The organism is Nitrogeniibacter aestuarii, from assembly GCF_017309585.1.
Taxonomy (GTDB): Bacteria; Pseudomonadota; Gammaproteobacteria; order Burkholderiales; family Rhodocyclaceae; genus Nitrogeniibacter; species Nitrogeniibacter aestuarii.
Genome location: NZ_CP071321.1, coordinates 4594243 through 4617395 on the forward strand (window position 1 = coordinate 4594243; position 23153 = coordinate 4617395).

General features: G+C 65.3%; 21 protein-coding genes. 11 read left to right on the forward strand and 10 right to left on the reverse strand.

The features are described from left to right. Window position 1 precedes the first annotated feature (1 nt). Window positions 2–1195 (reverse strand): ABC transporter permease, encoded by a 1194-nt coding sequence (locus J0W34_RS21430; protein WP_230970141.1) that lies wholly within the window; start codon window positions 1193–1195, stop codon window positions 2–4. After that, the gene (locus J0W34_RS21435; RefSeq protein ID WP_230970142.1) at window positions 1192–2376 is read right to left on the reverse strand and encodes an efflux RND transporter periplasmic adaptor subunit; all 1185 of its coding nucleotides are present in this window, start codon (window positions 2374–2376) and stop codon (window positions 1192–1194) included. The genes J0W34_RS21430 and J0W34_RS21435 overlap by 4 nt, the downstream gene beginning before the upstream one ends. Window positions 2377–2567: 191 nt before the next feature. Here J0W34_RS21435 and asd point away from each other — a divergent pair, with 191 nt between their 5' ends. After that, window positions 2568–3422: an archaetidylserine decarboxylase gene (gene asd, locus J0W34_RS21440; RefSeq protein ID WP_227817287.1), complete on the forward strand. Its 855-nt coding sequence runs from the start codon at window positions 2568–2570 to the stop codon at window positions 3420–3422. A 64-nt stretch (window positions 3423–3486) separates the two neighbouring features. Here the strand turns inward: asd and J0W34_RS21445 are convergent, their stop codons facing one another. After that, complete coding sequence (locus J0W34_RS21445) at window positions 3487–4284, reverse strand: FxDxF family PEP-CTERM protein (RefSeq protein ID WP_227817288.1); 798 nt, start codon at window positions 4282–4284, stop codon at window positions 3487–3489. Between the two features lie 216 nt (window positions 4285–4500). Between J0W34_RS21445 and J0W34_RS21450 the strand changes: the two genes are divergently transcribed. Further along, a complete protein-coding gene (locus J0W34_RS21450) occupies window positions 4501–5217 on the forward strand; it encodes a response regulator transcription factor (RefSeq protein WP_227817289.1) in 717 nt (238 codons plus the stop codon). A 6-nt stretch (window positions 5218–5223) separates the two neighbouring features. Here J0W34_RS21450 and J0W34_RS21455 read toward each other — a convergent pair whose 3' ends face one another. The 3 genes from J0W34_RS21455 to J0W34_RS21465 are packed head-to-tail and all read right to left on the reverse strand — an operon-like array spanning window position 5224 to window position 6206. Then, window positions 5224–5451, reverse strand: coding sequence for a hypothetical protein (locus J0W34_RS21455; RefSeq protein WP_227817290.1), 228 nt, complete (start codon window positions 5449–5451; stop codon window positions 5224–5226). Next, window positions 5448–5627, reverse strand: a complete 180-nt coding sequence (locus J0W34_RS21460; protein WP_230970143.1) for a hypothetical protein — start codon at window positions 5625–5627, stop codon at window positions 5448–5450. The genes J0W34_RS21455 and J0W34_RS21460 overlap by 4 nt, the downstream gene beginning before the upstream one ends. A gap of 6 nt (window positions 5628–5633) precedes the next feature. Then, a complete protein-coding gene (locus J0W34_RS21465) occupies window positions 5634–6206 on the reverse strand; it encodes a thiol-disulfide oxidoreductase DCC family protein (RefSeq protein ID WP_230970144.1) in 573 nt (190 codons plus the stop codon). On the opposite strand from J0W34_RS21465, the gene J0W34_RS21470 reads away from it, so the two are divergent. Continuing rightward, window positions 6205–7104 carry a radical SAM protein gene (locus tag J0W34_RS21470; protein ID WP_230970145.1) on the forward strand — a complete coding sequence of 300 codons (900 nt, stop codon included), beginning with the start codon at window positions 6205–6207 and terminating at the stop codon, window positions 7102–7104. The genes J0W34_RS21465 and J0W34_RS21470 overlap by 2 nt on opposite strands. Window positions 7105–7184: 80 nt before the next feature. Here J0W34_RS21470 and J0W34_RS21475 read toward each other — a convergent pair whose 3' ends face one another. Further along, window positions 7185–7619, reverse strand: coding sequence for a response regulator (locus J0W34_RS21475; RefSeq protein WP_230970146.1), 435 nt, complete (start codon window positions 7617–7619; stop codon window positions 7185–7187). 102 nt (window positions 7620–7721) lie between these two features. On the opposite strand from J0W34_RS21475, the gene J0W34_RS21480 reads away from it, so the two are divergent. Further along, window positions 7722–8144 carry a secondary thiamine-phosphate synthase enzyme YjbQ gene (locus J0W34_RS21480; protein WP_230970147.1) on the forward strand — a complete coding sequence of 141 codons (423 nt, stop codon included), beginning with the start codon at window positions 7722–7724 and terminating at the stop codon, window positions 8142–8144. Between the two features lie 78 nt (window positions 8145–8222). Continuing rightward, a complete protein-coding gene (locus tag J0W34_RS21485) occupies window positions 8223–8816 on the forward strand; it encodes a malonic semialdehyde reductase (RefSeq protein WP_230970148.1) in 594 nt (197 codons plus the stop codon). Between the two features lie 687 nt (window positions 8817–9503). Here J0W34_RS21485 and J0W34_RS21490 read toward each other — a convergent pair. Together J0W34_RS21490 and J0W34_RS21495 are read right to left on the reverse strand one after the other, a co-directional pair. After that, window positions 9504–10073, reverse strand: a complete 570-nt coding sequence (locus tag J0W34_RS21490; RefSeq protein WP_227817297.1) for an OmpA family protein — start codon at window positions 10071–10073, stop codon at window positions 9504–9506. A 96-nt stretch (window positions 10074–10169) separates the two neighbouring features. Next, window positions 10170–11783, reverse strand: a complete 1614-nt coding sequence (locus J0W34_RS21495) for a peptide chain release factor 3 (protein WP_227817298.1) — start codon at window positions 11781–11783, stop codon at window positions 10170–10172. Between the two features lie 204 nt (window positions 11784–11987). Between J0W34_RS21495 and J0W34_RS21500 the strand changes: the two genes are divergently transcribed. Genes J0W34_RS21500 through J0W34_RS21510 form a run of 3 tightly spaced genes read left to right on the forward strand, consistent with a single transcriptional unit; the run spans window position 11988 to window position 19342 of the window. After that, window positions 11988–16655 carry a response regulator gene (locus J0W34_RS21500; protein ID WP_230970149.1) on the forward strand — a complete coding sequence of 1556 codons (4668 nt, stop codon included), beginning with the start codon at window positions 11988–11990 and terminating at the stop codon, window positions 16653–16655. Further along, on the forward strand, window positions 16652–17755 hold the full coding sequence (locus J0W34_RS21505; protein WP_227817300.1) for a response regulator: 1104 nt from the start codon (window positions 16652–16654) through the stop codon (window positions 17753–17755). Before J0W34_RS21500 ends, J0W34_RS21505 begins: the two co-directional genes overlap by 4 nt. Before the next feature lie 27 nt (window positions 17756–17782). Continuing rightward, window positions 17783–19342, forward strand: a complete 1560-nt coding sequence (locus J0W34_RS21510) for an AAA family ATPase (protein ID WP_230970150.1) — start codon at window positions 17783–17785, stop codon at window positions 19340–19342. A gap of 82 nt (window positions 19343–19424) precedes the next feature. Here J0W34_RS21510 and J0W34_RS21515 read toward each other — a convergent pair whose 3' ends face one another. Next, entirely contained in the window at window positions 19425–20180 is a 756-nt protein-coding gene (locus tag J0W34_RS21515) for a PEP-CTERM sorting domain-containing protein (protein WP_230970151.1), read from the reverse strand. Window positions 20181–20598: 418 nt separating this feature from the next. Here J0W34_RS21515 and pxpB point away from each other — a divergent pair, with 418 nt between their 5' ends. From pxpB to J0W34_RS21530, 3 genes are read left to right on the forward strand one after another with little or no spacing between them, the layout of a single operon-like run. Continuing rightward, complete coding sequence (gene pxpB, locus J0W34_RS21520; protein WP_230970152.1) at window positions 20599–21330, forward strand: 5-oxoprolinase subunit PxpB; 732 nt, start codon at window positions 20599–20601, stop codon at window positions 21328–21330. Further along, window positions 21327–22379 carry a 5-oxoprolinase subunit C family protein gene (locus J0W34_RS21525; protein WP_230970153.1) on the forward strand — a complete coding sequence of 351 codons (1053 nt, stop codon included), beginning with the start codon at window positions 21327–21329 and terminating at the stop codon, window positions 22377–22379. The genes pxpB and J0W34_RS21525 overlap by 4 nt, the downstream gene beginning before the upstream one ends. Further along, window positions 22376–23140, forward strand: a complete 765-nt coding sequence (locus J0W34_RS21530) for a LamB/YcsF family protein (protein WP_230970154.1) — start codon at window positions 22376–22378, stop codon at window positions 23138–23140. The genes J0W34_RS21525 and J0W34_RS21530 overlap by 4 nt, the downstream gene beginning before the upstream one ends. Window positions 23141–23153: the final 13 nt, after the last annotated feature.

The window sequence follows — 23153 nt, forward strand, 5'->3', positions numbered from 1 at the left end:
CTCAGCCTCCGATGGCGGTGGCCGGGTCCACCCGCAGGGCGGCGCGGATGGCCATGAGGCTGGCCAGCCCGCAGATCACCATCACGATGATGAAGCCGCGCACCGCGTCTTCGGGCAGCAGCAGCACGTATTTGGGAAAGATCGGCGCCCACACGGTGGCGGCGATCTTGCCGACCACGAAACCGATCACCCCGAGGCCCAGCGCCTGCTGCAGGATCATGCCGGCGATGGTGCGGTCACGCGCGCCGATGAGCTTGAGCACGGCGATCTCGCGGATCTTGCCGAGGGTCATGGTGTAGATGATGAAGGCCACGATGGCGGCGCTCACCACAGCGAGGATGACCAGAAACATGCCGATCTGGCGGGCCGAGGTGGCAATGAGCTTCACGAGCAGGATCTGCTCCATCTCGGCGCGGGTGTAGGCGCTCAGGTGCTTCCAGCGGCGCACGGTGTCAGCGACGGCGTCCGGCGAGTGACCGGTGGCGACGCGCACCAGCACGGCGTTGACGCTGTGGTTGACGGTCTGCGCGTCGATCACCGAGTCGAGCAGGCCGGGCACGCCGGGGCGATTGAAGCTGGGGTTGGCGGCCAGGCGCTCGCGCTCGTTCACGATGGCGTCGTTGTCCTTGAGGAACTGGGCCTCCTGCGCGTCCTTGAGCGGCACGAACACCATCGGGTCACCCCCGGACGAGACCATGCGGCGGGTGAGCCCCACCACGGTGAAGTCCTTGCGGCGGATGCGGATGCGGTCACCCAGCCGGAAGCCGGTGCGCACATCGGCCACCGCCTCGTAGTGGCCGCGGGTGATGTGACGGCCGTCGATGAGATAGGCCGGGGCGCCGGGTTCCCCGGGCTCGAAACCCACCACCATGGCGCGCACGTCGCGCTCGCCCAGCGCCACCTGCATGGTGAAGTAGGTGACGTTGGCCGCCTGCGCCACGCCCGGCAGGCCCTTGATCGAGCGCACCACGTCGTCGCGGAGGCTCGACGATTCGGCGTAGGGGCCCTGGGTGTCCTGCTGCACCACCCACAGGTCGGCGCCGCTGTTGCCCAGCAAGGCCTGCGCGTCGTCCACCATGCCGCGGTAGATGCCGGCCATGGAGAGCGTGACGCCAATGAGCAGCCCCAGCCCCATGCCGGTGAACACGAACTTGCCCCAGCCGTGGAGGATGTCGCGCCCGGCGAGGCTGATCATCGCTTGAGCCCCGTGATGACCTCCACCGGTTTGATGCGGGCGCCGTCCTTGAGCGGGCGCTCGGCGTGCACCACCACGGTGTCGCCCGACGACAGGCCGTTGAGGATGCGGATGTTGCCGTCCAGGCTCTCTGCCCCGGTGCTGACCGGCACGAAGCGCGGCTTGCCCTCGGTGATGCGCCACACGCCCTTTTCGCCATTGATGTGGCGCAGGGCCGCGTTGGGCACGATGGGTCCGGCATCCGACGGTGGCAGGCTGATGGTCACTTCGGCCATCTCGCCCACCGAGCCTTCCTTGAAGGCTCGGTCACAGCGCACCCGGGCGATGCGCTCTTCGGTGACCGGGTCGCTCAGCAGCTCGACGCGTACCACCTTGCCCATATGGGCATCGCCGGCGTGCGAACGCAGCTCAATGCGTGCGTCCAGCCCTTCGGCCAGCCCGTTGGCCCGATTCTGGTCGATGCGGGTGCGCACCCACAGGCTGCTCGGGTCGATCATCTGCAGCACCGCCTGACCGGCCACCACGGTGTTGCCCGGTTCGGCCTGGCGAGCCGTGATGACGCCATCGACCGGCGCCACCAGGGTGAGATTGCGCTGCTGCGCGACCAGCGCCTCGCGCTCGGCCTGCAGGCGGGTCAGGTCGTCCTGGGCGGCCGCCACCGAGGCTGCGGCCGCATCGACCGCCGCGCGCGCCGAGGTGTTGGCCTGGGCGCGGGCCTCGACAGCGCTGGGGCTGACGAATTTCTGGTCGGCGAGGGTGTCGTAGCGCTTGGCCTCGATGGCCGTCACCTTGGCCTTGGCGGCCGCATCGCGCTGCTGGGCCTGGGCCGCGACCACCGCGTTGCCCGCGCGGGCGAGCGAGGCGTCCAGCGCGGCGACGCGAGCGTTCAGATCCACCGGGTCGAGCCGCCCCAGCACCTGTCCGGCCGTGACCGTGTCACCCACGTCCGCCTCCACACTGAGCAGGCGGCCGGCGGCGGTGGGGCCGATGGCATAGCTGCGCTGCGCTTCGACCGTACCGATGCCGAACAGGCTGGGCGTGACCGTGCCATCGGCGACCGTGTGCACGGTCACCCGGATCGGTGCCAGCGGGCCGGTACGGAACATGGCAAAAGCGAAGGCGCCAAGCAGCACGACAGCCAGCAGAATGAGCGGCCAGCGTCGGCCCAGGGCGAATTTCATGGCAGGTGGCTCCAACGGACGGGCGCTGCGAAGCATACGTGTATATCAGACTCTACTGATACACATTTTGGGTGCCGGACGATTTGATGCAACTCAACACGAAGCGATCGCGCCACGGACGGTTCAAGGCCAAACAGGGGGCATCGAGTTGTCTATAATCGGCGGCTGATCCACTTCCATCGCTGGTGACCGTGTCCGACACCCTGTTCGTCCTGTCGCAGTATCTGCTGCCCAAGAAGGCACTCACCCAACTGGCCGGCCGCCTGGCCCGCGCCCGTGCCGGCAAGGCCACCACCGGCGTCATCAAGTGGTTCATCGGCCGCTACCAGGTGGACATGTCCGAAGCCGAGAACCCCGACCCGGGCAGCTACCCGAGCTTCAACGAGTTCTTCACCCGCGCCCTTCGCGCCGACGCCCGGCCCCTGGCCGACGCCGAGATGCTGTGCCCGGTCGATGGCGCCATCAGCCAGTTCGGCCCCATCAAGGGCGAACAGATCTTTCAGGCCAAGGGGCATGACTATTCGGCCACCGCGCTGGTCGGCGGCGATCATCAGCTGGCGACACAGTTCGAGAACGGCCTGTTCGCCACCCTGTACCTGAGCCCGCGCGACTACCACCGCATCCACATGCCCTGCGACGGCGATCTGCGCGAGATGATCTACGTGCCTGGGGAGCTGTTCTCGGTGAATCCGGCCACCGCCCGCGGCGTGCCCGGCCTGTTTGCCCGCAACGAGCGCGTGGTGTGCGTGTTCGACAGCGTCGAAGGGCCTTTCGTGCTGGTGCTGGTGGGGGCGACCATCGTGGGCAGCATGGCCACCGTATGGCACGGCACCGTCAATCCGCCGCGTCGGCCGGATGTGACCAAGTGGCGCTACGCGGCTGGTGAGGTCAGCCTGAAGAAGGGCGAGGAGATGGGCCGCTTCCTGCTCGGCTCGACCGTGGTGATGCTGTTCCCTGAGGATCGCTTTCACTTCAATCTGGCCTGGCACCCCGCCGGGGCGATCCGCATGGGTGAGGCCATGAGCGCGACACCGGTCGAGGCCTGACGCACGAACACCCGGTGTCGGGCCAACTGCCTGTCACCGGGTTGTGTGCGTTGATGCGTGCGACTTACTTGCGCATGCGACGTCGTGCGATCGTGCCCATGAGACCCAGACCCGCCAGCATCATGGCGTAGGTTTCGGGCTCCGGCACCGGCGCGATGGCGAAGCTGATGCCGTAGATCGGCGTGGCGCCTTCGAGCTGTGCGTCGAAGGTATAGCCGGCGGCCGTGGTCAGACCGTTGTAGCCGTAAAACTCCGCAAAGTTGAAGGCGACGACCGAGTTCTGATCGGTTCGGTTGGCATTGGTGGAGCCTTCGATGAACGCCGCCGCGGTGGGATCGAACTGCTCGGAGCCGGCATCCCAGATGTCGCGACCGTACTGGGCAATGTGGTCGATCTGCAGCACACCGCTGTCATCGAACAGGCGATACGCGGTGGGGTCGTCATTGCCGATGAAGAAGTCGTTGCTCGGCACCACCATGGCGGCAAAACTGAAGTAGGGGTTCAGCTCGGTATCGATGGTGAAGGTGGTGGTGGCGGTCTGACCGGGCAGCAGCGGTCCGGGCAGGATGGAGCCGACCACGGCATCCGGGTCGGCGGCTTCGAACGCCGGGCGCCACAGGGCATCGCTTCCCCCTTCGGCGATGGTCTGGATTTCCGGGCCGGCCACGCCACCCAGATCGAAGCTGTCGAAGATGCCACTGTGGAAACCGACGCGAAGCGGCGCAAACGTCACGCTGTTTTCGGGCGCGAAGTTTTCAACCGTGACGGTGAGATTCACCTGGGCGGCCATGGAAGCGGAGCTGGCCAGCAGGCCGGCGGCGAGCGCCCACACCTGCGGACGTGAAACGAAACGGGAAGTCATGCGCAATTCTCCTTGGAAATGTTTCGAGCACCAGCGCAGGCGCCGACGGGCGCCCGAGCACTGAAGTTCGGGGAGATTGTTCGGCGGCGCACGTCACGCAGTCCTCACGGATGTCTAACTTTTCCGTGATAGTTTTGCGGCGCAACATGGATGTAAGTTTTCGACAGGCCAAGGGGTCAGACTTCATGTATTCGGCATTCCGGACATCCATTCGCCATGGCCAACGACGACATCCTGCTGATCGACAGCGACCAGAGCACCACCACCTTGCTGCGAACCCGGCTGGAAGCGCTGGGTTTTTCCGTCACCCATGCCAGTAATGGTCTCGAAGGGGCGCACCGCATCAGCCATGGCCGATGGCGGGCGGTGGTGCTCGAGCTGGACCTGCCCGGCGTGCATGGGCTCACGCTCATCAACCAGTTGCGCGAGACCGACCCGCTGACACCGGTGATCATCGCCAGCGCCAATGCCGATGCGGCGCACCGGGTGCTGGGTCTCGATCAGGGCGCCGACGACTACCTGGCCAAACCCGTGTCCGTACGCGAACTGGCCGCCCGCATCAAGGCGCTGGAGAGACGCGCCGAAGCCTTCCGCCAGGCCGGCAGCGAGGCGGTCAGCAACGGGGATCTGTGCATTGACCTGCTTACGCGCGAAGTGCGGGTGGACGGCACGGCGGTCACGCTCACCACCCGCGAATTCGAACTGCTGCGCTTCATGGTGCGGCATCCGGGGCGGGTGTTCTCGCGGGTCGACCTGCTCGACCAGGTGTGGGGCTATCGCCACCAGGGCTATGAGCACACGGTCAACACCCACATCAACCGCCTGCGCAACAAGCTCGAACGCAACCCGGCCCAGCCCCAGCGCATCCTCACCGTGTGGGGGGTGGGTTACAAATACGCGGCCGAACGCCCCGGCCCTGAATCACGGGCGTGAAGCGCGTCAGGACTCATCGACGAAGGGGACGAACAGGCATGCAAGGCCGATCGCGATGAAGAAAGCGCACCAGAAATAGAAGCGAAGGGGCGACGCGGCCCGATGGATGGTGGTCACCCCCCCGGTGTGCGAGCGCGACCCGACCCGGATCGAGCCCTTGAGCACGCCGTACAGGCTGTAACCGATCAAGACCAGCGCGAGCGGGTAGCGCAGGAATTCGAATATATGGATCAAGGGTGAGCCACCTTTGGCGTGATGAGCACCCACTGCCCGAATGCCGCCAGGACAGGTTCGAACACCCATCGCAGTCCGGGGAGACGGGTGCCGCCGGAGCGACGTTCGTCGTCCTGCAACAGCCAGAACGACACCGGTGCATCGTCCTCAACGATCGAAGAAACCTCGGCTTTCATCCGCGCTCATTCATTGTCGGCGACACGCGGACCCTGAACGAAGCGCAGCCTGTCACGTGCCGAGGGCACGACGCACTGTTCGTGTTTGCCGAACAGCCGATAGCGGTTCAGCGCGATCCGGTCGTACAGAAAATCCCGGAGACTTTCGGGCACCACGCGCAAGCTCGCGAGCCACCGCCACGGCGTCGGCAAGCGTGCGACGACGCGAAGAAAAGCGTCACTGCGCTCAAACGCCTTGCCGTCCTCGACCAGCAACATCGTGTCGTAGTGGTCGGTCGGGTAACCGAACCAGGCGAGAATGGCCTGGCCTTCGTCTGACTGGACGCTGCAAAGCTTGAACCGATGCGCCGTATCATGCTGAATGATGAACCGGCTCCAGCCGTTGCACAGCTTGCAGACCCCATCGAAGAGGATGACCTTCTCATCAGGACCGATGTTCGGAGGCAGTTTCACGCAGATTTCCCCAGTATTCCCGTCGGCCGGGCTCACTGCACCACCGCCCGGCTTGCCACCAGCATAGCCCCGCAGGTCGGCGTCAGCAACGACGCACCCGAACGGCTCACTCGTGTCACGCAACATGAACTCAAGCTTCCCCATCCGCTACGTCGAACCCGTCTACCGCCCGCCCAGCGAGGCCCGCTCGTTGATCCTGCCGGTCACCGACGGGTGTTCCTGGAACCACTGCACCTTCTGCGAGATGTACACCGCGCCGCAGAAGAAATTCCGCGCGCGCGACGAAGACGAGGTGATGCGCAACATTCAGGAGACCGGCGCGCGCCTGGGCGACGCCGTCCAACGCGTGTTTCTGGCCGATGGCGACGCCCTGGTGTTGCCGACGCGACGGCTGCTGAGCATTCTCGAGGCGATTCGCACCCACATGCCGTCGGTACGGCGCATCTCCAGTTACTGCCTGCCGCGCAATCTGCGCAAGAAGTCGCAGGCCGAGATCGACGCGCTGGCGCAGGCGGGGCTGAAGATGGTCTATGTGGGTGCCGAGTCGGGTGACGACGAGGTGCTTGCAAGGGTCAACAAGGGCGAAACCTTCGACACCACCCGCGAGGCGCTCGACAAGCTGGGCCAGGCGGGGATCACCCGCTCGGTGATGATTCTCAACGGCCTGGGCGGCCCGGCACTGAGCGACCAGCATGCCGACAACTCGGCCCGGCTCATGAACGCCACCCAGCCGGAGTATCTCTCTACGCTGGTGGTGAGCTTTCCGCTGGGCGAGCAGCGCTTTCGGGCGGATTTTCCCGAATGGACGCCGCTGGATCAGCCCGGCCTGTTTCGCGAGATGGAGCGCTTGCTGTCCGCGCTTGAGCTTAACAAGACCGTATTCCGCTCCGACCACGCCAGTAACTGGCTGGTGCTCAAAGGGACACTGGGGGCCGACAAGGCGCGATTGCTGGCGCAGGTACGCAGCGCCATTGAAGCGCCCGAGGCCGCGCCCCTGCGCCCGGCATGGGCACGCGGGCTTTAGGTGATCATTGCCACCTGATCCACCGGATCACTGATTGTGTGTTGCCGACCCCGACGCCATCCACCGTGTCGGTGCGCGGCTCAAGCGTCGGCCGATGGCGTCTCGTCTGTGGTTTCGGCGGCCGCAGAAGGCGGCGGTGGCGGCGGAGCGGTCCCCGACAGCAATTCGATCACCCGATCGGCAAGCACACCGGGCTTGAACGGCTTGATCACGTAGCCCTGGATACCCAGCTGGACGAAGCGTCCGATCATGCCCTTGTCGGCTTCCGCGGTCAGGATGATGATCGGCGTGGTGTCACCCTTTTCGCGGAGGGTCTTGACGACCTGCTCACCGCCCATGTTGGGCATGCCGATGTCGCAGATGATGAGATCGGCGGGCATTGACTCATGCATGTCCAGTGCCTGGCGCCCGTCCGACGCTTCGGCAATGCTCACCTTCAACTCCACGAGTGCGGATTTGACGAAGCCCCGGATGACCGAGATATCGTCAGCAACGAGAATCCGTTTATCCGCCATGAAAATGCCCGCAATGGAAGGTCGAGTCGACAATAACGACCATCGGCCCGTGGCCTTGAGGGTCACGAGTCGCTCTTCCCTGAAGCGCGCGGCTGTCGCATCATGGACGTCATGGCCTATCAGCAACAGATTTCAATCGAGACAGGCGGACGTGGCACCCGCAACATCACCGAAGCGGTGGACGCGGTGGTGCGCAGCAGCGGAGTCGATACCGGGCTGTGTCACGTGTTCGTGCAACACACCAGCTGTTCGCTCACCATCACCGAGAATGCCGATCCGGACGTGCGCCGCGACCTGGAAACGGTCCTCGCGCGTCTGGCACCGGATGGCGATCCGGCCTACGTGCACGACCTTGAGGGGCCCGACGACATGGCGGCCCACGCGCGCAGCGTGCTGACCGACACCGGGCTGACGGTGCCGGTGGGTCGCGGCCGCTTGCTGCTGGGCACCTGGCAGGGCATTTTCCTCTGGGAACACCGCACTGCTAGGCACCGGCGCAAGGTCGTCGTGACGGTGATCGGCTGAACGCCCTGCCATCAAACTGACAGAATGATGCGGCAGCATGGAGACCATGCTTCACGCATCGACACACAGGAGACACGCGTGACCACTGCACTGAGCCAGGACGTGCTCGAACAGGCTTTCCTGTCCGCACGCACCTACAACAGCTTCACCCCCCGCCAGATCGACGACGAGACCATCCTCAAGCTCTACGACCTGCTGCGCTGGGGCCCCACCTCGATGAACTGCCAGCCGGCACGCTACGTGTTCGTGCGCAGCGCCGCCGCCAAGGAGCGCCTCACCAGCACGCTTGCCGAAGGCAATATTGCCAAGACCATGGCGGCGCCACTGACGGTGATCGTGGCCAAGGACACCCGCTTCTACGAGCACCTCCCCAGCCAGTTTCCCCATGCCGAGAACGCCCAGGCAATGTTCGCCGACAACGAGGCTCTGGCGCAGACCACCGCGTTTCGCAACAGCACCCTGCAGGGCGGCTACCTGATCATGGCGGCCCGGCTGCTGGGTCTGGACTGCGGGCCGATGAGCGGCTTCGACGCCGACAAGCTCGATGCCGCGTTTTTCGCCGATGGGCGCTGGAAGGCGAACTTCCTGGTCAATCTCGGCTATGGAGATCCTTCGGGGAATCACCCGCGGGGGCCGAGGTTGGCGTTTGATGAGGTGGCGAAGATCGTCTGAGCAGGCGTGCTGCCAGCAATGGCCGTGGCGTGACCTCGAATGCAATTGCGATTGCGGAAGGATTGACCTTGCCTGTTCGTTGGTGGGGTTTCGCACCGGCGGGCGACCTACTTTCTTGGCGCGCAAGAAAGTAGGCAAAGAGACGCATCCCGCTTTTCGTGGCCCTTCGGGCTGCCCTCCCTGCCCGAACGCTCAGCAGGTGACTTCGCAAACTCGCCCTGCGGGCTCAGACAGCGAAGTCACTTACTCTGCTGATCATCCGGACGACTCGGCACGACAGAGGGATTGGGGCCGTGCCAACTGTTACGGCCGTACGTTCAAGTTTCGCTGTTCCCGGCGTCGCTGCGCTCGGCCGGGCGACGAAACCCACCCGAAAGGCACGCCCGGAGTGCCCTCGAAAGCGCCAATCGACAAGCACCGGGGGCGGGGAAACGGGCTTCGCTGTCTGAGCCCGAAGGGCGAGTTGGCGAAGCACGCCGCCACCGGGGTTTGGCGGTTGGGGATCGCCGCAGGCGACGCGACCGTGGGCTGTGCTTCTTTGCCTACTTTCTTGCACAAGCAAGAAAGTAGGTCGCCCGCCGGGGCGAGACCCGGCCAAGGCAAGCCAGGCACAGCCACAACCCCCGCAGCCAACAAAAAACCGGGCACACGGCCCGGTTCTTCATTTCGCTGAACAGCGACCCCAGCTTACTGCACCCGCACTTCCACCCGACGGGCTTCAGCCGGCTCACCTTCACCGAGGGTCACTTCAGGCTTGCGCAGCTGGATCATTGCCGCAGGCACGCCCTCGGCGATGAGTGCGTCACGCACGGCCATGGCGCGGTTCTTGGCGACTTCGGCATTGACCTGGGCAGTGCCCGACTCGTCATGGAAGCCGGAAATCAGCACCACGGCGTCGCCTGCTTCCATCTTGGTGATGACCTTGGACAGGGCCGCCACGTTGGCACGGGCATCGTCGGACAGGTCGGTCTGGCCCACGTTGAAGTACACCTTCAGCTGAGCATCACCCACCGGTGCGATGTCGGAGAACACCATGGTGGTCTCGGTCACCGGCGCATAGGGCTGCGCTTCGGCTTGAGCCTCGGCAGCGGCTTCGGCCTTGATCTCGCCCACCGGGGTCGGCACAACCTCGACCACTTCCACCCCCTGGCCCTGGTTCACTTTCCAGATCCCCAGGCCGATCACCAGCGCAATCACCAGCGCGATGACAAAGAAAACCACGCCAAGGGGAATACCCAGTTCGTCTTGTTCGTCCATGTTTACTGACCTCGATTCGAGCGTTTATGCAAAAGTCGTGTTGCGCGGCATTCTAGCGCAGGCACATGACACTGTCTGTGAGCATCTGATACCGGCTCAGGCGGTTTCCACCTTCTGGCCATGTTCGCGGGTGGCATTGAAGCCCACGTCCGGCCATTTCTCCATGGTCACCTGCAGGTTGTAGCGGGTGCTGGCGAGATAGACCGGGTTGCCGTCCACGTCGTTGCCCAGGCGCATGGCCTGTTCCTTTTCGAACTTGCGGCGGGTGGCCTCGTCCGGGAACACCAGCCAGCGGGCGGTGTAGATGTCGGCCGTCTCGAAGATCGCGTCCACCTTGTACTCGTCCTTCAGCCGCTGGGCCACCACTTCGAACTGCAGCTGGCCGACGGCACCGAGCAGCATCTGCCCGCCGATGGCCTCGAACACCTGGATGGCGCCTTCCTCGCCCAGCTCCTGCAGGCCCTTCTGCAGCTGCTTGGTCTTGAGGGGGTCCCTGAGCCGCGCGGCGCGGAACATTTCCGGCGCGAAGTACGGAATGCCCTTGAAGTGCAGCGCTTCGCCTTCGGTCAGGGTGTCACCGATCTGCAGCTGGCCATGGTTGTGAATACCGATGATGTCGCCGGCGTAGGCGGCCTCCATGTGCACCCGTTCGTTGGCCATGAAGGTCAGGGCGCTGGCGATCTTGAACTCCCGGTCCAGCCGCTGGTGGCGGGTTTTCATGCCCGGCTCGTACTTGCCCGAGCACACACGGAAGAAGGCGATACGGTCCCGGTGCTTCGGGTCCATGTTGGCCTGGATCTTGAACACGAAGCCGGAGAATTTCGGTTCGGCCGGCGCGATCATGCGCGCGGAGCCGTCCCGCGGCTGCGGCGGCGGCGCCCAGTCCACCAGCGCCTGCAGAATTTCCTGCACACCGAAGTTGTTGATACCGGAGCCGAAGAACACCGGCGATTGCTGGCCTGCCAGGAAGCGCTCGATGCTGAAGGGCTCGGTCGCCCCTTCGATCAGCTCCACGTCATCGCGCACCTGCCCGATCTCGTTCGGGAACAGCTCGTCGAGCTTGGGGTTGGACAGCTCGGTGATGATCTCGGCGCTGCTCTTGCGCTCCTCGCCGGCGGTAAAGCGCAGCAGGCGGTTGTCGAGCAGGTGATACACGCCCTTGAAGCTCTTGCCCATGCCCACCGGCCAGGTCACCGGGGCACATTCGATCTTGAGCGTTTCCTCGATTTCCTGCAGCAGGTCGAAGGGCTCGCGCACCTCGCGGTCGAACTTGTTCACGAAGGTGATGATCGGCGTGTTGCGCAATCGGCACACGTCGAGCAGCTTGATGGTCTGCGCCTCCACGCCCTTGGCGGCGTCGATCACCATCACCGCCGCGTCCACGGCGGTGAGCACCCGGTAGGTGTCTTCCGAGAAGTCCTCGTGGCCCGGGGTGTCGAGCAGGTTGATGGTGTGGTCCTGGTACTCGAACTGCATCACCGACGAGCTCACCGAGATGCCGCGCTGCTTTTCCACCTCCATCCAGTCGGAGGTGGCATGGCGGGCGCTCTTGCGCGCCTTCACCGTCCCGGCCAGCTGAATGGCGCCGCCGAACAGCAGCAGCTTTTCGGTAAGGGTGGTCTTACCCGCATCCGGGTGCGAGATGATGGCAAAGGTGCGCCGGCGCTGGGTCTGTTTGACCAGTTCGGGCGGATAGGGGGTGGCGGTCATGGTCGCGATCGATGGTTTGCCCCGAAAAACAGACTTTCGAAGCATGGAAGACAAAGCAGGGCTTTTACCGAAAGCAGGGCGCCGCGGCAAGTCTGTGCGACTGGCGGGCTCTGTCAAACGGCATAAAAACCCTTTTGACAGTGTGTAAACTTCCGTATTCTGTCGGTTCGACAAAAATCAACAGCCGTTTCGCGTGCCGAAGTCATGAACCAGACAACGCAGCCGCAGGCCCGAAAACACTCCCTGGTCAGCGCCCTCATGTGGCGCTTCACTTCGGTGATCGTGTTGTGCTTTGTCGTCTTCGGCATTTCGCTCTATCTCTTTGTCGTGGCACCCGCCACCCGCGAGCTGGCCGATAACGAAGTGCGCCAGGCGGCGCGCGAGGTGGCGGTGCGGCTGCGCCACGACGTCACCCAGCTCGAGCAGACCCTCATGACGGTGGCCGAGTGGTCTCAGCAAGGGCTGCTCTCGCGCGGTGACGTCACCGGCTTCAACCGGCTCCTGCAGCCCATCCTCTCCAACGACCCGCGTCTGTCCACCGTGCTGGTGGCGCAGGACGATGGCAGCGAGATCATGCTGCTCGAGCAAAGTGGCGGGCGCTGGAGCAATCGCCTGACCCAGCCCGCCAACAGCGAGAATCGCTACCGATGGCTGGTGTGGACCGAAGGCGACCCGTTGCCACGCGAGGAGACCCGCGAGAGCCATTACGACCCGCGCACGCGCCCCTGGTTCAAGGGCGCCATGGGGCTCGAACAGGAGATGCGCCCCTTCTGGACCGAGGCCTACCAGTTCTTCACCACTCGCGAACCGGGCATCACGCTCGCGACCCGCTGGACCGGTGCCGACGGCGCAACCCGGGTGGTGGCTCTCGACGTCCTGCTGGCCGATCTGTCGCGCATCACCACCGCCATCTCGGTGGGCGTGCGCGGCGGCGTGATGGTCTTCACCCAGGACGGCGAGACCATCGGCTTGCCGCGCTACCCCAGCTTTGCCAACCCGACCGCCATCCGCAATGCCGTGTTCCAGCCCGCCGACGCGCTGGGCGTGGAATTTGTCACCGCCGGCGTGGCCGCCTGGAACACGGCCGGCAGTGTTTCGGGCGCGGTGGGCTTCGATGCCGAACAGACACGCTGGCGTGGCTACTTCCAGCCGGTCGAACTCGGCGGGCACAGCCTGTGGATTGCCGCTTTCGCCCCCGAGGAAGACTTCGTCCCGGCCGGCGCCCGCGACATGGCGATCTTCGCCGGCCTGCTGCTGGCGGTCATGGCGCTGGGCGTGCTGCTGGCCGCGCGGCTGGCGCAACGGGTCAAACGCCCGCTGCGGGCGCTGGTGGCCCAGAGCGAACGCATCGGCAAACTGGACCTGCGCCCGGGCGAACCCATCAATGCCCCCTGGCAGGAGCTGGCCACCCTGGTCAGTGCCCAGAACAAGGCCCGTGAGTTGCTCGACGCCGCCCGCGCGGCAGAAGATCAGGCGGTCGACCTGCTCGAGGCCCAGGTCGCCGAACGCACCGATGAGCTCGCCCGCGAGCGCACCGCCCTGACCGATCAGTTGCTGTTCGTTCAGATCCTCATCGACGCCGTCCCCAACCCCATTTTCTACAAGGGGCCCGATGGCCGCTTCCTGGGGTGCAACCGGGCCTACGAGGCCACCTTCGGTACCACCCGGGCCTATCTGAACGGCAAGACGGTGCTCGACCTGGATTACCTGCCACCCAGCGATCGCGTGCTCTATCACGACGAGGACATGCGCGTGATCCGCAGCGTGGGACAGGTACAGAAGGAAATCGCCATGCCCTTCGCGGACGGCGAGGTGCACGACACGCTGTACTGGGTGTCGGGCTTCACCCTGTCGGACGGACAGCCCGGGGGCCTGCTGGGCATCATCGTGGACATCTCGGCGACCAAGCGCGCAGAGCGTCGCGCGCGCGACGCCGAGGCCCAGCTGCGCGCCATTCTCGAATCGAGCCCCATCGCAGTGGTCATCAGCAACACCAGCGGCATGCCGCTGTTCGCCAATTCCCGGGCCTGCGAGCTGGCCGGCATGAGCCACGAGCGTTTCATGCAGTTGCCGGTGTCGCAACGCTTCATCGATCCGGAGCAGCGCGACCAGGCCCTGACCCTGCTCGACACCCAGGGCGAGGTCCGTGACCGCGAGGTGGCCCTGCGCCACGCCAGCGGCGAGACGCGCTGGGCGCTGCTGACCATGGAACGGGCCGAGCTGGGCAGCGAATCGGTCATCCTCGCCTGGACCTACGACATCACCCCGCTCAAGCAGGTCGAGCGCGAGCTGCGCAAACTTTCCCTGGCCGTGGAGGAAAGCCCGGTGATGGTGGTCATCACCAGCCCGCGCGGCGATATTCAGTACGTGAATCCGCACTTCACCAAGGTCACCGGCTACACGCAGGCCGACGTGGCCAACGACCCGCCGGACATCTTCGACGCCAGCGGCAACAAGGATGGCGTGTTCGCCACCCTCTGGGACACCCTGCGCCAGGGCAGCGTGTGGCGGGCCGAATGCCAGAGCACCCGCAAGAACGGCGAACACTTCTGGGTATCGATTGCGGTGAGCGGGCTCAAGGACAATGCTGGGGCCATCACCCACTGCGTGTGGGTGCTCGAAGACGTGTCGGCGCGCAAGGCCACCGAAACCGCGCTGCGCAACGCCAAGCGCATGGCCGAAGAGGCCGCGCAGACCAAGAGCCGCTTCCTGGCCAACATGAGCCATGAAATCCGCACGCCCATGAACGCCATCATCGGCCTGTCGCACCTCACCCTCGAAACCGGGCTGGATGAGCTGCAGCACGATTACGTGGGCAAGATCCAGACCGCCGGCAAGACGCTGCTGCGGGTGATCAACGACATTCTCGATTTCTCGCGCATCGAGGCCGGGCGGGTGGAGATCGAATCGACGCCATTCACCCTCGACGAGGTGCTCGAACAGGTCACCACCCTGGTGGGTCAGCGTGCCCAGGAGAAGGGGCTGGAACTGCTGCTTGATGTGGACCCCGAGATCCCGAACCATCTGGTGGGCGACCCGTTCCGCCTCGGTCAGATTCTGACCAATCTGGTCGGCAATGCCGTCAAGTTCACCGAGCACGGCGAGGTGAGCATTCGCGTGCGCCTGCCCCGGCGCAGCGCGGGCCGGGCCACACTGGATTTTGCCGTTCAGGACACCGGCCTGGGCATCGATCCGGAGCATCAGCCCCATCTGTTCGACGCTTTTTCACAGGCCGATGGCTCCACCACCCGGCGCTTCGGCGGTACGGGTCTGGGACTGAGCATCAGCCGGCATCTGGTTCAGCTGATGGGGGGCGACATCAAGGTCAACAGCCACCCGGGGGCGGGCAGCACGTTCTCCTTTGCGCTCGAATTCGGCATTCAGGGCGAGATCGCCCCCACACACCTGCCGCCGCAGCTCGAAGGCTTGCGCGTGCTGGTGGTGGATGATCATCCGGCGGCGCGCGATGTGCTGCTGAGCATGCTGCGCTCCCTGCCCTTCCGCGCCGAGGCGGTCGCCTCCGGCAAGGCCGCCATCGACGCCATTGGCGAGGCCGACGCGAGCGACCCCTATGGTCTGGTACTCATGGACTGGCGCATGCCCGGCATCGACGGGCTCGAAGCGACCCGGCGCATCAAGCGCGATGCGCGCCTCAAACACCCGCCGGTGGTCATTCTGGTCACCGCCTTCGGGACAGGGGATGTGGCGGTGGATGCGGCCGAGGTGGGCGCAGAGGCCCAGGTCTTCAAACCATTGACCGCCTCCAGCCTGCTCGACGCCATCATGCACGCCTACGGACTGGAGCGCGCCATGGCCGCGCTGCCGGCCCCCAGACTGCCCGACCTGGCCTCGCTCAAGGGCTTGCGCGTCCTCGTGGTGGAAGACAACGACATCAACCAGCAGATCGCCACCAGCCTGCTGGCCTCTCGCGGCATCGAGACCGAAGTGGCCTGCAACGGACGCGTTGCCCTCGACCGACTCGAAGACGCCGATCAGCCCGCCATCGACGCGGTGCTCATGGACCTGCAGATGCCCGAGCTGGACGGCTTCGAAACCACCCGCTTGCTGCGCGCCCAGCCACGCTTTGCCGATCTGCCCATCATCGCCATGACGGCGCATGCCCTGGCCGATGAACGCGAGCAGTGCCTGATCACCGGCATGAATGACCACGTGCCCAAACCCATTGATCCCGACCTGCTCTTTGCCACCCTGGCCAAGTGGTGCGCGCGCGACGATGACGCCGCCCGTGACGCCGCCACCACGGCACCCTTGCCGGAGGTCGAAGGCCTGGACGTGGTTGCCGGCTTGCGGCGCATGGGGGGTGACCGGTCGCTGTACCTGAGGCTGATTCACCAGTTTGCCGAGGGTCAGGCGAAGGTGCCTGCCATCCTGCGCGAACAGGTACGCGCCAACGATATCGTGGGCGCCGAACACACCGCCCATACCCTGTGCGGCCTGGCGGCGAATATCGGCGCCGTGACGCTCGCGCGGTGTGCCGCCGACACCGAAGCCGCACTGCGCAAGGGCGACACGGCCCGGGACGAGCTTGCCGCCCTCGAGCGCGTCATGCGCGCCCTTGTGGCTCGCATCGGCGAGCAGATGCCCCGCCCCTCAGCGCAGGCACCGCTGCGTCCGCCGAGCCGCGATCTGGCGCCGAGCACCATGGTGGATCAACTCCTCGTGCTGCTCAAAGCCGCTGACGGCGACACCAACAGCTATTTCAGTCAGGTGCGCCCTGCCCTCATCGACGTGCTGGGTGAACGCACGGTCGGCGAGATGGCCCAGGCCGTTCAGATCTACGACTTCGACCGCGCAGCCACCTTGCTGACCCGTGCGCTCGAAGGCCACACCACCACGAGTTCAAACACATGAACGACGAAAACTCCTTCGGGATCGCCACCATCCTGATCGTGGACGATGCGCCGGACACCATCGAGCCCATCGTCAACTGCCTGCGCGCGGGCCCGTACCGCACGCGCATCGCCACCTCCGGCGAGCGGGCACTCGAACTGGCGCAGGTCGAACCCCTGCCGGACCTCATCCTGCTCGACGTGATGATGCCAGGGCTCAATGGCTACGACGTGTGCGAACGCCTCAAGGCCGACCCGCGCACCAACGGCATTCCGGTGATCTTCCTGACGGTGCGCACCGACGCGGCCGACGAGCAGCACGGCTTCGACGTGGGCGCGGTGGACTACATCACCAAACCCATCTCGCCGCCCATCGTGAAGGCACGTATCCGCAACCACCTGACCCTCAAGGCCGCGAGCGACTTCCTCACCGACCGCAATGCTTTCCTCGAGCAGGAGATCGACCGGCGCATCACCGAACTCAACGCGGTGCAGGAGGCCACCATCATCGCCCTGGCCTCGCTGGCCGAAACCCGCGACGCCGAAACCGGCAACCACATCCGCCGCACTCAGCTGTACGTCAAGGCCCTGGCCGACACGCTCAAGAACCACCCGCGCTTCGCCCACGAACTGAGCGACGAGTCCATCTACCTCATGTACAAGTCGGCCCCGCTGCACGACATCGGCAAGGTGGGCATTCCCGACAGCATCCTGCTCAAACCCGGTCCGCTCGACGCGGACGAATGGGAGATCATGAAGCGCCACACCACCCTCGGCCGCGACGCCCTGCTGGCGGCCGAATCCACCATGGGCAGCGAAGTGAGCTTTCTTCGATATGCCAAGGAAATCACGTTCTCGCACCAGGAAAAGTGGGATGGTAGCGGCTACCCGCAAGGCCTCAAGGGCGAGCAGATTCCCATCTCGGCGCGGCTCATGGCCGTGGCCGACGTGTATGACGCTCTCATCAGCGAGCGGGTGTATAAAGCCGCCTACAGCCATGAGGATGCGGTCGCCACCATCACGGCGGGCAAGGGCCTGCACTTCGACCCCGATGTGGTCGAGGCCTTCACCCAGATGGCCGACGTGTTCCGGCAGATCGCCATCCGCTTCGCCGACACCTGACCCAGACAACACCGAAAAAGAACAGCAATGCCCGACTTCAGAGAACTGTCCGCCCTCGTGCGCTCGCGCATGCCCATGGTGTGCATCGAAACGGTCGAGGAGCCCAAGGTGCTTCGACTGCTCGAGCGCCTCGCACGCGACGAAAACCTCGACCTGCATGTGTGGAGTGTGGCCGACGGCCTCGCCCAGACCAACTTCCGCTACGGCCCGGCCAAGCGCGTCAACAGCCTGTTCGGCACCGTCGAGCGTGCGCCCACGGAAATGGAACAGACCGAAAGCCACCGCCGCCCGGAGCCCGAGACCCGCAAGCTCGAAAACGCCCTGCACCATATCGACAAGGACGCCGGCCGCGGCCTCTACGTGCTGCTCGACCCGCACCCGTTTCTGGAAGACCCCATCGTCATCCGCCTGATGCGCGAGATCATCCTCGATCACCCCAATTCGGAGCGCACGCTGGTGCTGGTGGCACCCACCTTGCCCCTCACCCCGGAACTGAGCCGCCATGCCGCGCACATGAACCTGCGCATCCCCGACATGGAGGCGATCCGCAAGCTGTTCCGGGACGAAGTCGATCTGTACAAGCACCAGCAGGGCGAGAGCGTGCGCGGCGAAAAAACCACGGCCAATGCCCTCATGCACCAGGTGATCGGCCTGCCCGAAGACGACGTGCGCCGCCTCATCCGCAACGCCATCCGCGACGACGGCCGCATCACCGACGAGGACCTCGCCCGTGTCGCCCGCTACAAACAGGACATGCTCGGCGGCACCGCGCTCGACGTGGAACTGAGCCCCCTCGGCCCCGACGACATCGGCGGCCTGTCCGCCCTCAAGCGCTGGCTCGACACCCGCCGCCCCATCTTCACCGGCGAGCGCGAAGCCCCCGGCCTGCCCACCCCCAAGGGCGTGATGCTGCTGGGCGTGCAGGGCGCCGGCAAATCACTCGCCGCCAAGGTCGTCGCCGGCAGTTGGAAGGTCCCCCTGCTGCGCCTCGACGTGGCCAGCCTCTACGACAAATACACCGGCGAGACCGAGCGCAAACTGCGCGAAGCCCTGCGCACTGCCGAGGCCATGGCCCCCGCCGTGCTGTGGATCGACGAGATCGAAAAGGCGCTCGCCAGCGGCAGCAGTGAAGGCGACGGCGGCGTCTCCCGCCGCCTGCTCGGCCACATGCTCACCTGGATGGCCGAACAGAAGGCCCGCCTGTTCATCGTCGCCACCGCCAACGACGTCTCCGCCCTGCCGCCGGAACTGCTGCGCAAGGGCCGCTTCGACGAGATCTTCTTCGTCGACCTGCCCAGCCCCGAGGTGCGCAAGATCATCCTCGCCATCCACCTCAAGCGCCGCGACCTCAAGCCCGACGACTTCGATCTGGACACGCTCGCGCTGGTCACCGACGGCTATTCGGGCGCGGAGCTGGAACAGCTGGTGGTGGCGGGCATGTATGAGTCACTCGCCGACGGCGAGCCGCTGGACACGGACCGGCTGGTGAGCGAAGCGGGGCGCACACGGCCGCTGTCACATGTGATGTCGGACAAGGTGGCCGAACTGCGGTGCTGGGCGTCAGAGCGGTGCGTGGCGGCGGATTGAGGGTTGGTACGTCATTTCATTTTCATCCCACGCCAACCCGCACTCATCGAAAGATGTGAGCACCTACGCGTCGAGGATCACGTTAACCGCGCTTTTTCCTGCGCACGGCCGAAGCGATAAAACCGAGTCCGGCAAGCAGCATGACAGACGTTTCAGGCTCTGGCACGGCTGATACGTCTCCTGCACGAACAGCCCAGGCAAACGCGAGATGTTCCTTGGTGTTTCGATTCTGCTCGCCTGTTCCGAACTGGAAGTACCAAGCGTCGTTCGCTAAAGGGGCGTACTCCGTTCCACTCCAGTAGGTGCTTGCCTGGATGTTGCTAAACAACCCGATGTCATTTTGTCCTGCGGATGTCGCGTCCGTTCCATTCAGGGTTCCGTTCCCGAAAATACCGAAATCACCTCTCGGCAGAGCGTCGGTTCCGAATGTGCCGGTCAGGCCAAGGTTGACGTAGTACATGTAGCCAAGCTCGCTGAAGACGTTACTGCCACTGACCGTCTGGACGTTAAATCCGCAGTCGGTGGCCCCACCTTGGGAGTGGTTACATCCCGGACTGCCGGTGTCGATGACAAAGGGCAGGCGCCAGTCGCTGTAGCTGACCCCTCTGACCGCATCGAAGAACGTCAATGCGTCTGCCCAGGCCTGCGCCTGAACCCAGGTCATCTTTCCATCGGCGTCGTAACCGCTGGTCTTGGAATAGTTGGCGTCCTGCAGCCAAGTTACATCCAGGACATCATCGTAGATCAAGCCACCACCACGGTCATGAAGTGCTGCTTGGGCGCACGTAGTCAGCGCGACTCCGCCAACCAGAAGACAGGCCCTCATTTTTGAGATCATCCACACCATCCTATTTGATATCGTTAAGGTATTTCTCGTAACTATAGTTAATGCAAATAGGATTTCCATGTGAAGTCAAACTTGTCAATGCTGAGCATGTGCCGTCAAGGGCGACCGAATGGATTCAAAACATGAGAGCGCTGCTCACACCCTTTGCGGTTTGTTCGCCAAAACCTGAGTCGCCAAGGACGACGATGACGTTCCCGAGATAGCTATTCACCGTCGAACGATGACAGTAGTAGCAACGCGATGATTCGCTCATACCGCGCCATCGGGATCGACCTGCAGGCAACCCGGGCGATCGCCCGACTCCGGTAATCATCGGTTCATCCGCCACTGATCCCGGATTCTGCTTCGCTGCTTCCGGGCTGCGGCTTCAAACCAAACGTTCCGGGAATGTCCGTGCCAAAATCCCTCCATGCGCATTCTCGACCTCGGCGACACCGCCTTCACCGTTGAATTTGGCGACCGGATCGATCCGGCGCTGCAGGCGCAGGTCAATGCGCTCGATGCCGCGCTGAGCGCGGCGGCCGGGGCGGGGCACTTGCCCGGGCTGATCGAGTGGGTGCCGACGTTTCGGTCGTTGACGGTGATTCTTGATCCGGTTGTCGCGGATCGCACGGCCATCGAAGCGTTGGTTCGCGACTGTCTCAGCCGCCACCATGACACCCAAAGCACACCCGTCCGCCAATGGCGCCTTCCCGTCATCTATGGCGGTGAAAGCGGCCCCGATCTCGTCTCCGTGGCTCAGGCCGCCGGGCTGACGCCGGACGAGGTGATCGCCCGTCACACGGCACAGGATTATGTGGTTTACATGCTCGGCTTTCTGCCGGGCTTTCCGTTCATGGGCGATGTGCCCAGCGCGCTGCGCTTGCCCCGGCGTGCCGAGCCACGGGTTCGGGTGCCGGCGGGGAGCGTGGCCATCGCCAATGCGATGACGGCCATCTATCCGTGGGAGAGCCCCGGGGGCTGGCATCTGCTCGGGCGCTGTCCGGCGCCGCTGTTCGACCCGGCACGCGAGGTGCCGGCCTTGCTGGCGGCTGGCGATCGGGTGGGGTTCGAGGCGGTGAGCGCAACCGACATGGCGGACATCGAGGCGGATCTGGCCGCAGGGCGGCTGGACCCGCAGGACTGGTTGGTGTCGTCATGAGCCAGCTCACGGTCCTGTCTCCCGGCGTGATGAGCACGATCCAGGATGTCGGTCGCCGAGGCTGGCGACGGGCCGGCGTGCCCTGGTCCGGCGCGCTCGACGCGGCCTTGCTGGCGCTGGCCAACGCGCTGGTCGGCAATGCGCTCGATGCGCCGGCCATCGAATGCCTGGACGGCGGCCTCAAGCTGGGCGCGACCGATGGGCCGGTGATGGTGTCCATTGCGGGTGACGCCAGCATCGACCGCATCGACCAAGGCGGCGCGGTGTCGTCCATGGCCCCCTGGCGCAGCCATGTGCTGGCTCCCGGAGAGCAGCTGCGGCTGCGGGACACCGGCGACCGCCGGGTGTGCATGATTGGCGTCGCCGGCCTCTCGCTGGCCCCGGTGCTGGGCAGTTGTGCCACCTATGCCCGCGCCCACCTGGGCGGCTTTGACGGTCGCGCGCTCGCGGCTGGCGACCGCCTGCCTGCGGCGGATGCAGCGGGCCCCATCCGCCTGCTGCCATCGCCGCCGACGGTCTCGAACACGCCGATCCGGGTGGTGCCCGGACCGCAGTCGGACCATTTCACCGGCGCGGCGCGCGAGCGCTTTGTCTCGCAGACCTGGCAGGTGAGCCCCGAGGCCGACCGCATGGGCCTGCGCCTGGCGGGCGAGGCGCTCGCCCATGTGGATGCCGCGCATCGCGAAATCGTCTCCGACGCCGTCGTACCCGGCGCCATCCAGGTGCCGGGCAACGGCCTGCCCATCGTGCTGCTGGCCGACAGCCAGACCGCCGGCGGCTACCCGAAGATCGGCACGGTGATCTCTGCCGATCTGGGGCGCATGGGCACGCTCAAACCGGGCACCCAGGTGCACTTTGAATGGATCGGCGTCGACGCCGCCATCGAGGCCGCCCGCGTGGCCGCGGCCCAGCGCGCCACGCTGATTTCCGGCATCCGCAGCGTGCGCGACGATTCAGTGGTGGACCTGGACGCCCTCTACGGCAACAATCTGCTCAGCGGCATGGTCAATGCGTTGAATCCGGACACGGGAGACAAGTCAGACGCATGAAACTGAATCTCAACGCCGATCTGGGCGAATCCTTCGGTGCCTGGACCATGGGGGACGATGCGGCCCTGCTGCCCATCGTCGATTCGGCCAACATCGCCTGCGGTTTTCATGCGGGCGACCCCAAGGTGATGCGCGACACGGTGCGCGCTGCGATCGCGTCAGATACCAGCATCGGCGCCCACCCGGCCTACCCGGATCTGCAGGGCTTCGGCCGCCGGCCCATGCGCATGGCGCCGGCCGAACTGGAAGCGACGATCATCTATCAGCTTGCCGCCCTGGCCGGCATGGCCCGCACCGAGGGCGGCATGCTCACCCATGTGAAGCCCCATGGCGCCCTCAACAACCAGGCCTGCGAAGATCCGGCACTGGCCAAGTGCGTTGCGCGCTCGGTGCGCGACTTTGACCGCGACCTCATCCTGCTCGCCCCGGCGCGCTCTGCACTGGTCCAGGCGGGTGAAGAGGCAGGGCTGTTGGTGGCCTGCGAGATTTTTGCCGACCGTGCCTACACCGACGAGGGCCACCTGGTGCCGCGCAGTCAGCCGGGCGCGGTGCTGCATAACCCGGCGGTGTGCATCGACCATGTCCGCCGCATGCTCGACGCCGGCGGCATCGTTTCCCACCACGGCAAGACCCTGGCGAGCCCGATTCACAGCATTTGCGTGCACGGCGACAACCCGGACGCGGTGGACATGGCGCGTGCCTTGCGCGCCGCCCTGACGGCGGACGGCCACCTGTTTGCCCCCCTGCCCGAGATGGTCTGAGCGCGGGTCGGTC

Excerpts from the sequence above, each read along its gene's own strand:
- J0W34_RS21445 (WP_227817288.1), bottom strand. The coding sequence starts at position 4,284 with ATGACTTCCCGTTTCGTTTCACGTCCGCAGGTGTGGGCGCTCGCCGCC.
- J0W34_RS21505 (WP_227817300.1), top strand. The coding sequence starts at position 16,652 with ATGAACGACGAAAACTCCTTCGGGATCGCCACCATCCTGATCGTGGAC.
- J0W34_RS21470 (WP_230970145.1), top strand. The coding sequence starts at position 6,205 with ATGAACTCAAGCTTCCCCATCCGCTACGTCGAACCCGTCTACCGCCCG.
- J0W34_RS21495 (WP_227817298.1), bottom strand. The coding sequence starts at position 11,783 with ATGACCGCCACCCCCTATCCGCCCGAACTGGTCAAACAGACCCAGCGC.
- J0W34_RS21450 (WP_227817289.1), top strand. The coding sequence starts at position 4,501 with ATGGCCAACGACGACATCCTGCTGATCGACAGCGACCAGAGCACCACC.
- J0W34_RS21460 (WP_230970143.1), bottom strand. The coding sequence starts at position 5,627 with ATGAAAGCCGAGGTTTCTTCGATCGTTGAGGACGATGCACCGGTGTCG.
- J0W34_RS21500 (WP_230970149.1), top strand. The coding sequence starts at position 11,988 with ATGAACCAGACAACGCAGCCGCAGGCCCGAAAACACTCCCTGGTCAGC.
- pxpB (WP_230970152.1), top strand. The coding sequence starts at position 20,599 with ATGCGCATTCTCGACCTCGGCGACACCGCCTTCACCGTTGAATTTGGC.
- J0W34_RS21525 (WP_230970153.1), top strand. The coding sequence starts at position 21,327 with ATGAGCCAGCTCACGGTCCTGTCTCCCGGCGTGATGAGCACGATCCAG.
- J0W34_RS21530 (WP_230970154.1), top strand. The coding sequence starts at position 22,376 with ATGAAACTGAATCTCAACGCCGATCTGGGCGAATCCTTCGGTGCCTGG.
- J0W34_RS21480 (WP_230970147.1), top strand. The coding sequence starts at position 7,722 with ATGGACGTCATGGCCTATCAGCAACAGATTTCAATCGAGACAGGCGGA.
- J0W34_RS21515 (WP_230970151.1), bottom strand. The coding sequence starts at position 20,180 with ATGATCTCAAAAATGAGGGCCTGTCTTCTGGTTGGCGGAGTCGCGCTG.
- J0W34_RS21465 (WP_230970144.1), bottom strand. The coding sequence starts at position 6,206 with ATGTTGCGTGACACGAGTGAGCCGTTCGGGTGCGTCGTTGCTGACGCC.
- J0W34_RS21475 (WP_230970146.1), bottom strand. The coding sequence starts at position 7,619 with ATGGCGGATAAACGGATTCTCGTTGCTGACGATATCTCGGTCATCCGG.
- J0W34_RS21430 (WP_230970141.1), bottom strand. The coding sequence starts at position 1,195 with ATGATCAGCCTCGCCGGGCGCGACATCCTCCACGGCTGGGGCAAGTTC.
- J0W34_RS21490 (WP_227817297.1), bottom strand. The coding sequence starts at position 10,073 with ATGGACGAACAAGACGAACTGGGTATTCCCCTTGGCGTGGTTTTCTTT.
- J0W34_RS21510 (WP_230970150.1), top strand. The coding sequence starts at position 17,783 with ATGCCCGACTTCAGAGAACTGTCCGCCCTCGTGCGCTCGCGCATGCCC.
- J0W34_RS21435 (WP_230970142.1), bottom strand. The coding sequence starts at position 2,376 with ATGAAATTCGCCCTGGGCCGACGCTGGCCGCTCATTCTGCTGGCTGTC.